Here is a 16,078-nt window from a genome sequence, read left to right as displayed (position 1 = left end):
AATGAGGGAAAAAATCCTGCTGATAGATGGACACAGTATATTAAACAGGGCATTTTACGGATTGCCTGATTTGACAAATGCGGAAGGACTTCATACAAATGCGATTTATGGTTTCTTAAATATTTTATTTAAGATTTTGGAAGAGGAAAAGCCGGATTATCTTACGGTTGCTTTTGATTTACATGCTCCTACCTTCCGCCATAAGCAGTATGAGGCTTATAAAGGAACAAGAAAGCCTATGCCAATGGAATTAAGAGAGCAGATACCGGTGATGAAGGATGTACTTTCAGCAATGGGCGTTACCATGATTACCAAAGAGGGATATGAGGCAGATGACCTTCTGGGAACCGTAGCAAAGAAAAGTGAAGAAAAGGGTATGGACGTTACCATTCTTTCCGGTGACAGGGATTTATTGCAGTTGGCATCTTCTCATATTTGTATTCGTATTCCAAAGACAAAGGGCGGAAAAACTACCATCGAAGATTATTATGAAAATGATGTGAAAGAGGCTTATCAGCTTACGCCGTTACAGATTATTGAGTTGAAAGCATTGATGGGAGATACCGCAGACAATATTCCGGGACTTCCGGGTGTAGGAGAAAAGACAGCGACGAAAATCCTGTTGGAATACGGAACAGTAGAAAATGCCAAGGCGCATGCAGAGGAATTAAAGCCGAATAAAGCAAAAACTGCTTTTTTGGAACATTATGATTTGGCTGTACTGAGCAAAGAACTGGCAACCATTTGTATTGACAGTCCGATTGAATATGATTGGGAAGGTGCGAAAATTCATAATCTTTATACACCGGAAGCGTATGAATTTTTCAAAGAATTGGAATTTAAAAATTTCCTTTCCCGTTTTGAGGATACAGGAGAAGAAAATAAAATAGAAGAAAGCTTCCGATATATTACAGATTTTACAGAAACAGAGAAGATTTTTGAAAGAGCTTTAGAAGAACCTGTTGTAGGTATTGAGCTTTTGGAAGAAAAAGGGCAGATTTTAGGCTTAGGTCTGGCATGGGGAGAAGAAGAAACAGAGGTATACAGTATTTTGCCGCAGGGCTTTGTGACAGAAGACTATCTCATTGAAAAAACGCAGGAGTTTTGCCAACAGGGCAAACTGATTGCTTCATTGAATATTAAGGCAATGCTGCGCTATATGGATTTGAAATCTCATAACGATATGTTTGATGCAGGGCTTGCAGCCTACCTTTTAAATCCTTTAAAATCCGAGTATACTTACGATGATATTGCAAAAGAATTTTTAGGAGAAATGTTTCCTGCTAAGGAAGATTTACTGGGTAAATTATCCTATATAAAGGCTGCTAATGAAAAAGAAGAAGAACTTGCCAAAAGCGTCTGTTATATGGCATATACTGCTTTGAAATCCAGAACATCACTTTTGGAAGCTCTGGAAAAGGAAAATATGAAAGAGCTCTATACTGACATGGAAATGCCTCTTTTGTTTACACTTGCAGATATGGAGAAAGAGGGTATTTTAGTCGAAGCGGAGGCATTAAAGGAATATGGAGAAAAGCTTCAGGTTCGCATTGAAGCTTTGGAAAAAGAAATCTGGGAGCAGGCAGGAGAGGAATTTAACATTAATTCTCCCAAACAGCTTGGGGTGATTTTGTTCGAGAAATTAGAGCTGCCCGGAGGAAAGAAGACAAAAACAGGATATTCCACAGCGGCCGATGTGCTGGAAAAATTAGCTCCCGAGCATAAGCTTGTGGCTGATATTTTAGAATACAGACAGCTTACAAAGCTAAAATCCACTTATGCAGACGGACTTGCCAACTATATTGCAGAAGATGGCAGAATACATTCTACTTTTAATCAGACCATCACCGCAACAGGGAGAATTAGCAGTACAGAGCCGAATTTACAGAATATACCGGTTCGTACAGAATTGGGAAGACTGCTTCGAAAAGTATTTATTCCAAAAGACGGATTTATATTCTTAGACGCAGATTATTCCCAGATTGAGCTTCGTGTGCTGGCACACATGTCAGGAGACGAGAAGCTAATTCAGGCATATCAGGAAGCGCAGGATATTCACAGAATTACGGCTTCACAGGTCTTTCACATTCCTTTCGATGAAGTAACACCTCTTCAGAGAAGAAATGCCAAAGCTGTAAATTTTGGAATTGTATATGGTATCAGCTCTTTCGGACTTAGTCAGGATTTAAGTATCAGCAGAAAAGAGGCTGCCCAGTATATAGAAAGCTATTTTCAGACTTATCCGAAAATCAAAGGATTTTTAGATGGTTTAGTAGAAGAGGCTAAGGAAAAAGGCTATGTTTCTACGTTGTTTCACAGACGCAGACCGGTACCGGAGTTAAAATCCAGCAATTTTATGCAGCGTTCTTTCGGAGAAAGAGTGGCTATGAACTCCCCAATTCAGGGAACGGCGGCAGATATTATTAAAATTGCCATGATACGAGTAAATAAGCGCTTAAAAGAAGAAAATTTAAAATCCAGATTAGTTTTGCAGGTACACGATGAACTGTTGATTGAAACAGCAAAAGAGGAAGTGGAGCAGGTTTCTGCTATTTTGGAGCAGGAGATGAAGGAGGCGGCACATTTATCTGTGGCTCTTGAAATCGATATGCACACAGGGGAAAACTGGTACGAGGCAAAATAGAGATTTACAAAGGAGGAATGGGTATGAGAATTATAGGAGTGACAGGCGGAGTGGGTTCCGGAAAAAGTGCGGTATTAAATTATATAGAAGAACATTTTGACAGCCGAATTGTGAAGGCGGATGACGTAGGGCACTTACTGATGATGCCGGGAAGAGCTTGCTATGAACCGGTTATTCAGCTGTTTGGGGAATGGATTGTAAAAGATGATACTTCTTTAAACAGAGAAGCCATTGCCTCCATTGTATTTGAGGACGGGGAAATGCTGAAAAAGCTGGATGATATTATACATCCTGCGGTGAAAAAATATATTTTAAAAGAAATTGAAAAATCAAAAAAAGAAGAGACAGAATTTTTCTTTATTGAGTCAGCTTTGCTGCTGGAAGAAAAATATGATGAAATTTGTGATGAGATGTGGTATATTTATTGCGAAAAAGAAGTACGTATGGAGCGACTGCGTCATGACAGAGGATATTCCGATGAGAAAATTCAGCGCATGATGGCAAATCAGCTTCCTGATGAGGAATTTGAGGCTCGGTGCGACCTCCAGTTATATAACGATGAAGATGTAGCACATACTTATCTTCAAATTGAGCGAAAGATGAGAACTTATTATGAATTTATGTAGTATAGCCAGCGGAAGCAGTGGCAACTGTATTTATGTTGGAAGTGATACCACCGGCTTATTAGTGGATGTGGGGATTAGCGGAAAGCGTATTGAAGAAGGACTTCGCAGCATTAACCATACCACCGGTGACTGTAACGGTATTTTGGTTACCCATGAACATTCCGACCATATTAAGGGGCTGGGAGTGATTTCCAGAAAGTATAAAATTCCGATTTATTGTACCAGAGGGACAATGGAGGCAATGCAGGGAATGAGCTCTTTGGGAAAGATGCCGGAGGGGCTTTTTCATCCTATTGAAGCAAATAAAAGGTTTCAGATAGGCGATTTAGAGATACAGCCCTTTGCAATATCCCATGATGCGGCAGAACCGGTGGGATATCGGGTAAATCAAGGAGAAAAATCCGTAGGTATTGCAACAGACTTGGGATATTATGATGAATATATTGTTCAAAATCTATCAGGTCTTGATGTGCTTCTTTTAGAAGCAAACCATGATGTGAATATGTTGCAGGTAGGAAGCTACCCTTACTATTTGAAGCAGCGTATTTTAGGGAAAAGAGGACACCTTTCCAATGAAACGGCAGGGCGTCTTTTGTGCAGGCTTTTACACGACCAGATGAAAGCTGTTTTTTTAGGACATTTAAGTCGGGAAAATAATTATGAAGCTCTCGCTTATGAAACTGTATGCTCCGAAGTTACCATGGGAGAAAACCCGTGGAAATCTACGGATTTTAAAATTATGGTAGCGCACAGAGAGCAGGTTTCCGATTTAGTGACAGTATAAAAAAGAAAGAAATGAGGACAAAAGCATGAAAAAAACCATTATCACAGTAGTAGGACAGGATACCGTAGGTATTACAGCAAAGGTTTGTACTTATCTGGCAGAAAACAATATTAACATTTTAGACATCACACAAACCATTGTAGACGGATACTTTAATATGATGATGATTACAGACACCAGTATGTGTTCCAAGAAAATCAGTGTAATTTCAGAAGAGCTGGATGCAGTGGGCACAGAAATCGGTGTTGTTATTCATGCACAGTTAGAAGATATTTTCACAAAAATGCACCGTATTTAAAAGATGGCAGGAAGAAAGGACAGGAAACAACTATGATTAACATGTATGAGGTAAATGAAACGAACAAAATGATTGAACAGGAAAATCTGGATGTTCGTACCATTACACTTGGAATTAGTCTTTTGGATTGTATTGATGCAGATTTACAGGAGTTAAATCGCAAAATTTATGAGAAGATTACCCGCCTTGCCAGCCGTCTGGTCGAAACAGGAGAGGACATTTCAAAGGAATTCGGAGTTCCCATTGTAAACAAAAGAATTTCTATTACACCCATTGCCCTTGTAGGGGGCGCTGCCTGCAAAACTCCGGAGGATTTTGTGACCTTGGCAGAAACGTTAGACAGAGCTGCTAAAGAAGTAGGCGTGAACTTTATCGGCGGATATTCTGCAACAGTATGTAAAGGAATGACACAGGCAGATGAGCTCTTAATTCGTTCTATTCCTCAGGCTTTGGCTAGTACAGAAAGAGTGTGCAGCTCCGTAAATTTGGGCTCTACAAAGACAGGCATCAATATGGATGCTGTGCGCCTTATGGGTGAAATTGTACTGGAAACAGCAGAAGCAACGAAAGAGGATGACTCTTTAGGATGTGCGAAGTTGGTAGTATTTTGTAATGCGCCGGATGATAATCCTTTTATGGCTGGAGCTTTTCATGGGGTAACAGAAGCAGATGCCATTATTAACGTAGGTGTTTCAGGTCCGGGTGTTGTAAAAACAGCTTTGGAGCAAGTACGGGGCGAAAGCTTTGAGGTCCTCTGTGAAACTATTAAAAAGACAGCATTTAAGGTAACACGTGTGGGACAGCTGGTAGCGCAGGAAGCATCTAAACGTCTTGGCATTCCTTTTGGAATTGTGGATTTATCTCTTGCGCCTACACCGGCGATTGGAGACAGTGTGGCAGATATTCTCTGTGAAATCGGTCTGGAATATGCAGGAGCGCCGGGAACAACCGCAGCATTAGCCCTGTTAAACGATCAGGTAAAAAAAGGCGGCGTTATGGCGTCCTCTTATGTAGGCGGATTAAGCGGAGCTTTCATTCCTGTAAGTGAGGATCAGGGTATGATTGATGCTGTGGTAGCCAATGCTTTAACTATTGAAAAGCTGGAGGCTATGACTTGTGTATGCTCCGTAGGTCTTGATATGATTGCAATTCCGGGAGATACAAAGGCATCTACTGTTTCCGGTATTATTGCAGATGAATGTGCAATCGGTATGGTAAACCAGAAAACAACAGCAGTTCGTATTATTCCTGTTATCGGAAAAGGTGTAGGAGAAACTGTTGAATTCGGCGGTTTACTGGGATATGCACCGATTATGCCGGTAAATCCATATTCCTGTGAGGCTTTTGTCAGTCGTAAGGGAAGAATACCGGCACCAATTCACAGCTTTAAAAACTAAGAATTAAAGAATAATCGGCGGCTTTTGCAAATCGTTTGTAAAGGCTGTCGATTTTTTATTGCACTTTACTGTTTCATAAAGGTTGGAAGCAAACAAATCTTTTTCAAAAAGAGAGTGAGCTTCTTTTGGCAATAATTTTTTATAATCGGCGGCTTTTGTAATGATTGGAATATCACTGTTTTTCTGTAAAATACGCAAAAAGAAAGAACTTTCTTTTTTAAATCCCAACAGTCTTACATACGCAGGAGAGATAGCAGGCAAATCAGAGGGAATATTTAATAATACATGGAGCAAAGCCCGACAAATGCGGGTGTAAGTCAGCTCTTTTGTTTTTAATTGTTCTGCAAATTGTGTAAAAGTTTCAAAGGTATTCAAATGATGATAAATTCGTCTGGCTAAATCAGGAGACATATCAGAAAAGGCACACAGACTTTCCGGTGTATTTTTCATCAGTTCATATTTCAAAAGTAGTGAGAAGTCATCTTCTATGAGAAAAGTTTCGTTTTCCAATAGAGCGCAGAGGTAATCCTTTACAGCAGGCGGCTGTGCATTTTTTAAAGTATCAGAAAGAAATTTCTGAGTATTCCAAGCAGCAATAAGCTCTCTGCGTATGGCAGAGGCACTGGGATATTCTGAAGAAAGGGAAGTTTCATGGTAGGAGCTGCCAATTCTCTTTATGGTAACAGGGACAATGGAACTGTTTTGAGCAGCGAGAGACTTACAGTATTCGATACCTAAAATATTGTTTGGCGTATCTAAAAAGTCTTCAGAAAAAGGGATATCTTTTTCTTTCAAATATTCTGCCAATGCAGATTTTCTGGCAGCAGGAAAAGACAGTCCCTGTTTAAGAAAACTGCGCAGCTTTTCTTTATAGAGCTTTGGTTCGTCTGCGAGCAGCTTTCCTAAGAAGCGACAGGTATCAATTTCACCGCTCTCGCTTCCGAAGCACAGAAAATCAATGGAATTTAACGCATTGAAAACAGAAACTGCCCCTGATGAAAAATATTCTGCACTGCCGCAGGCATAAAAGGAAGGAAGCTCGAAAACAATATCAGCGCCACCCAAAAGTGCCATGGCAGTTCTCTGATGCTTTGCGAAAATAGCAGGAGTACCCCGCTGTACAAAATCTCCGCTCATTAAAATAATAGCAATATTCGCCCCTGTCTGTTCTTTTGCCTGTTGAATTTGATATTCATGTCCTTTGTGAAAAGGATTATATTCTGCGATAATACCCACTGCTTTTTGCATAATCGTACCTCCGTTTTCTACTGCTTAGTATACAGGAGAAAGTAGAAAACTGACAATAGTTTTCTGTCGGTGAAAAAATGTTTGAAAAATAATACAAGAATAAGAGAGCTTTTCCACAAAAATCCAAAACCTTCTCTTGTTTGTGATAAAGAAACAGTGTATAATGAAAAATAGAAATGGTCAAAACGGCCAGAATTACAGAGCAATCTGTATATAGATTATCTTAAGATATCGGAGGAAGAGAATATGAACGTATTAGTAGTAAACTGCGGAAGTTCATCACTGAAATTCCAGTTAATCAATTCTGAAACAGAGGCAGTAGCAGCAAAAGGCTTATGTGAACGTATTGGGCTGGACGGAAGATTAGTATATCAGCCAACAGGCGGAGAAAAAGAAGTAACAGAAGCAGCAATGCCTACTCATACTGAAGCGATTAAAATGGTATTAGATGCTTTAGTAAATCCAAACACAGGTGTTTTAAAAAGCTTAGACGAAGTAGAAGCAATCGGACATCGTGTACTTCACGGCGGAGCAAAAATTTCTGACTCCTGCATTATCAATGACGAAGTTATTTCTGTAATCGAAGAATGCTGCGATTTAGGACCTCTGCATAACCCTGCAAACTTAATGGGTATCCGTGCATGTATGGAGCTGATGCCGGGCAAACCAAACGTAGCCGTATTTGATACAGCTTTCCATCAGACAATGCCGGAAAAAGCATATATGTATGCAATTCCTTACGAATACTATGATAAATATAAAGTTCGTAAATATGGTTTCCACGGAACATCTCACAGATTTGTATCCAAAGAAACAATTAAATTCTTAGGCTTAGACCCTGATAACTCTAAAGTTATCGTAGCGCACTTAGGAAACGGTTCTTCCATCAGTGCAGTTGTAAACGGCAAATGTGTAGATACTTCTATGGGCCTTACTCCATTGGAAGGTCTTGTTATGGGAACACGTTCCGGTGACTTAGACCCTGCTGTTCTTGACTTTATCTGCAAAAAAGAAAACATTGACGTAACAGAAATGGTAAATATCCTGAATAAAAAATCCGGTTTACTGGGACTTTCCAAAGGACTTTCCAGTGACTTCCGTGATTTAAATGAAGCAAGAGAACAGGGCAACGAAGATGCAAAACGTGCAGTAGACTGCTTATGTTATAGAATTATTAAATATATCGGTTCTTATGTAGCAGCTATGAACGGTGTAGACGCTATTGCATTTACAGGCGGTATCGGTGAAAACGCAATTCCTGTACGTGAAGCAGTAGTAAAAAGCTTAGGATACCTTGGAATTACATTGGATGAAGAAGCAAACCAGACAAGAGGAGAGAACAAAATCATCTCTACTCCGGACTCTAAAGTAACAGTAGCAATCGTTCCTACAAATGAAGAATTAGCTATTTGTCAGGAAACTGCTGAATTAGTTTCAAAATAATGGTTGACAAACTGTAAATCCCTATGTATAATTTACAAGGTGTGATTAGGAGACTATTATGCTAATTGATTTATCAGAAATTTTATCCATAGAAGGAAAGACACAGGTTGTTGAAGCACCTGTTTCCATGGATTTCTTTCAATCAAAGCTGGGAAGCTTCCCGGTTATTGAAAAAAAGCCAATCTGTGTGACTTTAGTCAATACAGGTAAGAAGGTTGTCAAAATAGAAGCAAAGGGCAGTATTGTTCTGGCGATACCTTGCGATAAGTGCCTGAAGGATGTTCCCACTGAATTTGAGGTTGATATATCGGAGGAAATTGACATGAAGGCTTCGAGGGAAGACAGGATAAAAGACTTAGATGAAATTAATTATGTCACAGGTTGCAGCCTGGACGTAGAGCAGTTAGTGCATAATGAGATTTTAATCCATTGGCCTTTAAGGGTTCTATGTAAAGAGAACTGCCGGGGAATTTGCCCTAAATGCGGCAAAGATTTGAATGAAGGCTCATGCGAATGCGACCAGACAAGTCCAGATCCCCGAATGGCGGTAATCAGTGATATATTTAGCAAATTTAAGGAGGTGTAACCTATGTCTATATGTCCAAAAAATAAATCTTCTAAAGCAAGAAGAGATAAAAGACGTGCAAACTGGAAAATGAGTGCTCCAAACTTAGTAAAATGCAGCAAATGTGGTGCGTTAATGATGCCTCACAGAGTTTGCCGTGCATGCGGAAGCTACAATAAAAAAGAAATCATTAAGACAGAGGAAGCCTAAGCTTTCCTGTAAGATAGAGGGTGTGATTTATTTCACTGCCCTCTATTTTTGCGTTTACAATATTTTAGGACAAAAGCAAAAAGCCGGAATACCAAGAGGATATTTCGGCTCTTTGCAATATGAATTTATGAGAGTGTCCGAGGCTCTTTTGTAGAGCTGCGGGAAAATAATTCTACCGGAATTGTGATTTTCTGTATGGGATAATTCGGATTATTCATAGACTCTGTAAATATACGTCCGATTTCCTGCCCCATACGTGAAAAGTTCTGTCCGATGGTAGTGATATCCAGACTGCGGATGGCATCATCATTATCAAATCCGCAAAGGCTGATATCCTCAGGAATACGAATACCCATAGAGTGACAGGCAAGTTGTATCAGCTGGGCAACACGGTCATTTTCTGCAATAATTGCTGTCGTTCCTCTCTGATATAAAGTACGTAAGGTATCCTGAAGAGGACCGCTGCTTGGCGCAAGACATTCTTCTTCTGTAAGCTTGTGCGGATAATAAACAAAATTGGAAGAATTTGGCTGAATTCCCCCTTCCTGCAAAGCATGAAGAAATCCTGCAAAGCGGTTGCGGACAGTTGAGGTTTCCTCCAGTGGGGCAGTTGTGAAAAATGTGATATTGCGATGTCCTAACTGAATAAGATGTTCGCCTAATAATCTTCCGCCTGCAAAATTGTCTGAAACAATGTTATGAATATAAGGACAATCAGTTGTCTTATCAATTACAATAATCGGTATATTCATAAAAACAAATTCATTGAGAAGCTCCAAATGAATTTTATCTCTCTCAGGATAATAAATAAGTCCGGAAAGATTTTGAGAGAGAAGAAGGCGCAAATTGGATTTTTCTTTGGCGCCGGATACATAAATACTCATCATATAGCCGTTAGCATTTAAGACATTGTTTACCACCTCGACAGTTTTAAACATCCCGCCCTTTGTGATGTCAAAAGGAAGGAGAAAGGATACCATTTTTGAGGGGAGATACTTTGGCGGTGTAAGGCGGTTTAGATGATTGGCTGCATTTGGAGCAACGAAGCTGCCTACACCTCGCTTTCGATATAAAACGCCCATTTGTTCCAAATCCGTCAGGGCATGTTTTGCCGTAATTCGACTGACCTGATATTGTTCCGATAATTGCTTTTCCGTACAGAGTGGCTCGGAATAAGAAAAGTCATTTTTGCGGATTTGAGCAAGGATGTCCTCTTTTATAATTTCATATTTTGGCTTGTTTGAATTCTCTTGCTTCATAAATTTCCATCTTTCTGAAAATGTATCGTTAATTTGTTCTGTTATTATTTTATAATACCTAGTTTGATATGTCAAATTATATATTTATATTGACAAATTATCATAGGAAAGTTAATATATGATATATCAAATACAATAGAAACTATCATGTGAGAAAATATGAAAAGGTGGTAAATGAGATGAAAACAACAGTACATATTATTTCACATTCTCATTGGGACAGAGAATGGTACATGGCATTTGAAAAACACAGAATGAAACTGGTGGAACTGCTGGATACAGCATCCGATTTACTGGAAAATAATGAAAATTACCGCAGCTTCCACATGGACGGACATACTGCTGCTTATGATGATTATCTGGAAATCAAACCGGAGCAGAAGGAAAGAATTAAAAAATTAGTTCAGGAAGGAAAGCTTACAGCAGGACCTTGGTATGTATTGCAGGATGAATTCCTGACAAGTGGAGAGGCTTGTGTTCGAAATTTATTGACAGGTCGCAAAGAAGCCCTGAAGCTGGGAAAATTATGTCCAATCGGATATTTTCCGGATGCCTTCGGAAATGCAGGACAGATGCCGCAGGTACTTGCACAGGCAGGTATGGAAGCAGTTGCCTTTGGACGTGGGGTAAAATCCATTGGCTTTAACAATGAAACCTTGGAAAAAGGAACTTATGAAACAGCATATTCTGAAATTAATTGGCAGTCACCGGATGGAAGTACATTATTAGGCATCTTATTCCCGAACTGGTACAATAACGGAATGGAAATTCCTGTTGAGCCGGAGGAAGCAAAGAAATTCTGGGATAAGAAGCTTGCAGATGTAAGACAGTATGCGGGAACCAGCCAGCTCCTTTTTATGAACGGATGTGACCACCAGCCTGTACAGAAGGATTTACCACAGGCTATTGAAACAGCTAAAAAGTTATATCCGGAAATTGAATTTATTCATTCCGATTTTGAAACGTATGTAAAAGCCGTCAAAGAAGAGCTTGGCGAAAACATTTCTGTTGTAAAGGGAGAACTGACCAGTCAGGAAACAGACGGACGTTTTACATTGGTAAATACTGCTTCCAACAGAATTGATTTGAAACAGTTAAACAGAAAAGGCGAAACAGCGCTGGAGCGTAAAGCAGAACCGGCAGCAGTTTTAGCGGGACTGGAAGGAAAGAAATATCCGAAAGAGCTTTTAGAATATAGCTGGAAGGTTTTGATGCAGAACCATCCGCATGACAGTATTTGCAGCTGTAACGTAGATGAAGTAAATGATGAAGTGGCTATTCGTTTTGTAAAGAGCAGACAGGTAGCAGAGCAGCTGTGCAAGGAAAGCATGGAATACTTAACAGAGCAGATAGATACATCAAATTTGAACAGTGAAAACGGTAAGGTATTGCCATTTGCAGTTTATAACTTCACGGGCTGGAATAAAACAGACGTGGTAAGCGCTGTATTAGACGTAGACAGATGCTTTGAAAATATACAGGAAAAAGCTTACTGGGAAATGCAGAATATAAAGCTGCCTGTATTTGTATTAAAGGATGCCGAAGGAAATATCGTAGATGCAAAAATTGAAGATATGGGTACGGCATTTGATTATCTTTTACCGGATGATAAATTCCGCCAGCCATACATGGCAAGACAGGTTCGTGTGACCTTTGAGGCAAAAGAGGTTCCGGCAATGGGATACAGAGTATATCATTTACAGGAAGCAGAAGCAAAGCAGGCAGATGATACAAAGACATTGATTACCGGCAGCAACACAATGGAAAATGAAAATATCCGTGTGGAAATTCATGAAGACGGAAGCTATACACTTACAAACCTGAAAACAGGTCGTGTTTATTCACATATCGGATATTATGAAGAAACAGGCGATATCGGAAACGAGTACATTTATGTACAGGATACAAACGGTCAGGCAATTACAACACAGAATAAGCCGGCAAAAATTACTCTTGCAGAGGATACTCCTTTCTGTGCAAAATATCATATTTGCCAGAGTATAGAAGTACCGGAAAGCGCAGCCAAGGAATTGGAAATTGCACAGAAATCTTTCCAGGAGTGCTATAACCGCCATATCGGCCGCAGTGATAAAATGGTTGAGCTGGCAATTGAAACAGAACTTACTTTGGAGAAATCCTCCAAGAGTCTGAAGATACAGACAACTATTCACAACACAGCAAAAGACCACAGAGTTCGTGTTGTAATTCCGACAGGACTTGCAGCTGATACACATTTTGCAGACTCTGCTTTTGAGGTAGTAGAAAGAAATAATCGCCACAGCAAACAGTGGGAAAATCCAAGCGGCTGTGACCGTCAGCAGAGCTTTGTGGCAATGCAGGACGAAAAAGACGGTATGCTGATTGCAAACCACGGATTGTATGAGTATGAAGTGCTGCCGGATATGGAAAACGCCATTGCAGTTACACTTCTTCGCTGCGTGGGTGAATTGGGTGACTGGGGATATTTCCCGACTCCAAAAGCACAGATGCAGGGAACTTATACACTTTCCTATGAAATTCTGCCATTTGCAGATGGAGAAAGACTGGATGTTTATACACTGGGATATCAGTTCCAGAATGAACTGATGGCAGTTCCGACAGGTATTCATACAGGGGTTAATCCGCAGGAAAAGGGCTTCTTCAACTGGACAGGAGAAGGGGTAAACTTCAGTGGACTGAAACAGCAGGAAAATGGTTCTGATATTATGGTTCGCTTTATAAATGTTACAGAATTACCTCGTGAAATTGAAATTCAGAAACAGAGCTGGATGGAAAAAATGTATAAGAGTAATGTCATCGAGGAAGAAAAAGAAGGTCTGGAAGTAAGGGAAGACGGAATGTACCATGTGGTATTGAAACCATTTGAAATTCTGACTTTAGGTATTAGATAGAAAAATTTTTAGAATAAAGAAGGCTGTTCATTAAGCAAATATTCTTGATATGCGCTTAATGCAACAGCCTTTTTACAGTAATTCCATATTGATACTTTTCGGAGTAAAGCCATATTTGGTATACAATTCCATAGCGGTGAGGTTTTTGGCATTTACCTGTAATTCCAATCCATCATACTGTAAATCTTTATAGAGACGGACAAGGTAATCTAAAAGCTGATGTCCAAAACCATTTCCACGTTCTTTTTCATCAACTGCCAAGGCGTCAATAAATAATATTTTTCTGTCCTGCATAAGTCCGCCGGATATGTTTCTGGTAAGATAAATCATGACTCCGATAACAGAGTTTTCTTTTTCTAATACTACAATTTCTTCATTTTTGATATGTTCAAGAAACCGTTCTTCGGATAATACCACAGAGCAGTGCTTGTAAATATCAGGTCTCCAGTTTGCATGCAGAATATGAACTTGCTGCATAAGCCGTTCAACTTGTTGGTAATCCTGAGCATTGGCTTTACGGATATTTCCATTCATCTGTTCTTTCCTCCTTATAAAATGGTTATAATGCCTAAGTATAGCACAAATAAAACAGTTCTGTTTATAAATATTAAAAATAAATAAAATTTCTATTGCTTTTTTTGCCAGTATCTATTATTATGATTGAGTAAGAAAAAACTGCAGAGTAGATTTGTATGCGTAAAGTGCCCTCTGGATAGAGAGTTGCTGGAAGGACGAAAAGGTAAATCTTACGGTGTACAAACTCGCATCTCGCTGCAACAGAAGATAAGGCTGAGATTATCTCCTATTGTGGTAGTTTTGATGAAGGAGGTATTTTTTTTATGTTCAAAAATAATTCAAAAGAGAACATTTTTTTATCTTCAGCAAAAGAGCTGAAGAAGGTTCAGGCATTATCAGTATGTGCCATGTTTGCAGCTTTATCTTTAATTTTAAATCAGGTGGCGTCCATTACCATTGGACCATATATTAAAATCGGTTTTTCCGGTATTCCAAACCAGCTGGCAGACTACTTATTCGGTCCTGTTACAGGCGGCTTGTTTGCGGGAATTTTGGATGTTGTAAAATATTTTATGAAACCGGATGGTCCGTTTTTCTTTGGTTTTACTTTTAATGCAATTTTAGCATCTCTGATTTATGGTTGTTTCTATTATAAAAAGAAATTAACGTTAAAGAGAGTGTTACTTGCAAAATTTGTTGTATTTTTAGTAGTAAACGTTATTTTAAGTACTCTGTGGCTGGATATGCTTTACGGAAAAGGATTTCTTGCATTACTGCCTATGCGTGCGTTAAAGAATGTAATTATGTGGCCGATTGACTCTTTTATCTTCTTTAGTATTACAAAGGTAATTGAGCAGACAGGAGTATTCAGACCATTGAAAAGAACTGCATAAAGATAAATATGGAAGGATTACGCAGACAGCCATGCGTAGTCCTTTTTTCTTATAACGAATAGTTAAATTTCTTGTCTCAAAATTAAATCACAGTTAATTGTGCCGACAGCCTTCCCTTGTTATAATATTCAAAAGAGAAAATTTAATATGAGGTATAGGTCTATGAAAATAAATGAAACTATCCGACAGAGACGCATAGAGAGAAATTTAACGCAGGAGCAGGTGGCAAATTATTTGGGCGTTACAGCTCCCGCAGTCAATAAATGGGAGAAGGGAACTTCTTATCCCGACATCACCACTTTACCTGCATTGGCAAGAATTTTAGAAACGGATTTAAACACGTTATTATCCTTTAAAGAGGAACTGACGGAGCAAGAAATTGCAATTTTTTTAAACACTCTATCAGAGCTGCTGGAAAAAGAAGGCTTTTTAAAGGTTTATGAAATTGCTATGGAAAAAATCAGAGAATATCCGGTATGCTATCCGCTGCTTCTAAATGTGGCGATGTTTTTAGAGGGAGCAGGGATGTACAGCAAGGAAGGGAAAAAAGACTTAAAAATACATAAAAAAGAAATTGAAGCCCTATATCATCGGGTGTTGAACAGTCCTAATCAGAATGAGAAAAATTATGCTCAGTCCATGTTGATTTCCAAGTATATTCAGCGAAAAGAATATGAAAAAGCAGAAGAAATGCTGCAATCTCTGCCGGAGAAAACTTCTGTGGACAAGAAACAATTACAGATAAATCTTTTTCTTTCCCGTGGAAAATTAGAAGAAGCTGCAAAGCTGGAGGAAGAAAAACTATTTTCATCCATTACAGAAATTCAGAGTGTTTTATTGATGCTGATGGAGATTGCATTAAAACAAGAAAGAAAAGAAGACGCAGAATATTTCGCAGAGGTGTCAAAGCAGGCGGCAAAATTATTTGATTTGTGGGAATATTATTCTTATGCAGCGCATTTTCAGCTATACCTTGCCCAAAAAGACAGAGTCAAATGCTTGAAAATACTGTTTCCTATGATGAAAGCTTTGACGAAGAGCTGGGAAATCAATCAATCTCCTTTGTATCGTCATATTAAAACAAAAAAGACGGAAAAGGGATTTGGATTGAAATTAAGAAAAGCGCTTATTCAAGAGCTATGCGAGGATGAGGAGGCGTCTTTTTTAAAAGAGTGTGAAGATGTGCAGAAGCTTTTGAAAGAAGCTGAAGCAGATGAAAAAATGTAATATTTATGTAATATTTAGAAAGAAAAACTTGCGGTTTTAGAAAAAATAAGTTAATATAGGAGACGCAGAGAGTTATT

At 39.1% G+C, this 16,078-nt stretch carries 14 protein-coding genes and 1 riboswitch; of the genes, 11 read left to right on the top strand and 3 right to left on the bottom strand.

The genetic code is table 11. The annotated features are described in order from the left end of the window. The first annotated feature begins 1 nt into the window (after position 1). Genes polA through CGC63_RS08330 form a run of 5 tightly spaced genes read left to right on the top strand, consistent with a single transcriptional unit; the run spans position 2 to position 5,749 of the window. The gene (gene polA / locus CGC63_RS08350; protein WP_003021201.1) at positions 2-2,644 is read left to right on the top strand and encodes a DNA polymerase I; all 2,643 of its coding nucleotides are present in this window, start codon (positions 2-4) and stop codon (positions 2,642-2,644) included. Positions 2,645-2,667: 23 nt separating this feature from the next. After that, positions 2,668-3,270 carry a dephospho-CoA kinase gene (gene coaE / locus CGC63_RS08345; RefSeq protein WP_040351135.1) on the top strand — a complete coding sequence of 201 codons (603 nt, stop codon included), beginning with the start codon at positions 2,668-2,670 and terminating at the stop codon, positions 3,268-3,270. After that, a complete protein-coding gene (locus tag CGC63_RS08340) occupies positions 3,257-4,054 on the top strand; it encodes an MBL fold metallo-hydrolase (protein ID WP_003021205.1) in 798 nt (265 codons plus the stop codon). The genes coaE and CGC63_RS08340 overlap by 14 nt, the downstream gene beginning before the upstream one ends. 25 nt (positions 4,055-4,079) lie before the next feature. Beyond that, entirely contained in the window at positions 4,080-4,352 is a 273-nt protein-coding gene (locus CGC63_RS08335; protein ID WP_003021207.1) for an ACT domain-containing protein, read from the top strand. 32 nt (positions 4,353-4,384) lie between these two features. Continuing rightward, positions 4,385-5,749 carry a PFL family protein gene (locus tag CGC63_RS08330; protein WP_003021209.1) on the top strand — a complete coding sequence of 455 codons (1,365 nt, stop codon included), beginning with the start codon at positions 4,385-4,387 and terminating at the stop codon, positions 5,747-5,749. 3 nt (positions 5,750-5,752) lie between these two features. Here the strand turns inward: CGC63_RS08330 and CGC63_RS08325 are convergent, their stop codons facing one another. Further along, on the bottom strand, positions 5,753-6,997 hold the full coding sequence (locus CGC63_RS08325) for a nucleotidyltransferase (protein WP_003021211.1): 1,245 nt from the start codon (positions 6,995-6,997) through the stop codon (positions 5,753-5,755). 246 nt (positions 6,998-7,243) lie between these two features. On the opposite strand from CGC63_RS08325, the gene CGC63_RS08320 reads away from it, so the two are divergent. The 3 genes from CGC63_RS08320 to rpmF are packed head-to-tail and all read left to right on the top strand — an operon-like array spanning position 7,244 to position 9,215. Next, complete coding sequence (locus tag CGC63_RS08320; RefSeq protein ID WP_003021213.1) at positions 7,244-8,440, top strand: acetate/propionate family kinase; 1,197 nt, start codon at positions 7,244-7,246, stop codon at positions 8,438-8,440. A 58-nt stretch (positions 8,441-8,498) separates the two neighbouring features. Next, a complete protein-coding gene (locus tag CGC63_RS08315) occupies positions 8,499-9,026 on the top strand; it encodes a YceD family protein (RefSeq protein WP_003021215.1) in 528 nt (175 codons plus the stop codon). A 3-nt stretch (positions 9,027-9,029) separates the two neighbouring features. Next, positions 9,030-9,215, top strand: a complete 186-nt coding sequence (rpmF, locus tag CGC63_RS08310) for a 50S ribosomal protein L32 (RefSeq protein WP_003021217.1) — start codon at positions 9,030-9,032, stop codon at positions 9,213-9,215. A 125-nt stretch (positions 9,216-9,340) separates the two neighbouring features. Here the strand turns inward: rpmF and CGC63_RS08305 are convergent, their stop codons facing one another. After that, entirely contained in the window at positions 9,341-10,474 is a 1,134-nt protein-coding gene (locus CGC63_RS08305; protein WP_003021221.1) for a GntR family transcriptional regulator, read from the bottom strand. A 179-nt stretch (positions 10,475-10,653) separates the two neighbouring features. Here CGC63_RS08305 and CGC63_RS08300 point away from each other — a divergent pair, with 179 nt between their 5' ends. Continuing rightward, positions 10,654-13,365 carry an alpha-mannosidase gene (locus CGC63_RS08300; RefSeq protein WP_040351136.1) on the top strand — a complete coding sequence of 904 codons (2,712 nt, stop codon included), beginning with the start codon at positions 10,654-10,656 and terminating at the stop codon, positions 13,363-13,365. Between the two features lie 72 nt (positions 13,366-13,437). Here the strand turns inward: CGC63_RS08300 and CGC63_RS08295 are convergent, their stop codons facing one another. Continuing rightward, the gene (locus tag CGC63_RS08295) at positions 13,438-13,899 is read right to left on the bottom strand and encodes a GNAT family N-acetyltransferase (protein WP_003021225.1); all 462 of its coding nucleotides are present in this window, start codon (positions 13,897-13,899) and stop codon (positions 13,438-13,440) included. A 142-nt stretch (positions 13,900-14,041) separates the two neighbouring features. Beyond that, a riboswitch (THF riboswitch) is annotated at positions 14,042-14,141 on the top strand. Positions 14,142-14,204: 63 nt separating this feature from the next. Here CGC63_RS08295 and CGC63_RS08290 point away from each other — a divergent pair. Next, positions 14,205-14,774 (top strand): folate family ECF transporter S component, encoded by a 570-nt coding sequence (locus CGC63_RS08290; RefSeq protein WP_003021227.1) that lies wholly within the window; start codon positions 14,205-14,207, stop codon positions 14,772-14,774. Positions 14,775-14,936: 162 nt separating this feature from the next. Then, entirely contained in the window at positions 14,937-16,001 is a 1,065-nt protein-coding gene (locus tag CGC63_RS08285) for a helix-turn-helix domain-containing protein (RefSeq protein WP_003021229.1), read from the top strand. Positions 16,002-16,078: the final 77 nt, after the last annotated feature.

It is taken from the genome of Blautia hansenii DSM 20583 (assembly GCF_002222595.2).
GTDB lineage: Bacteria > Bacillota > Clostridia > Lachnospirales > Lachnospiraceae > Blautia > Blautia hansenii.
This window is presented reverse-complemented; position numbering and strand designations above follow the sequence as displayed.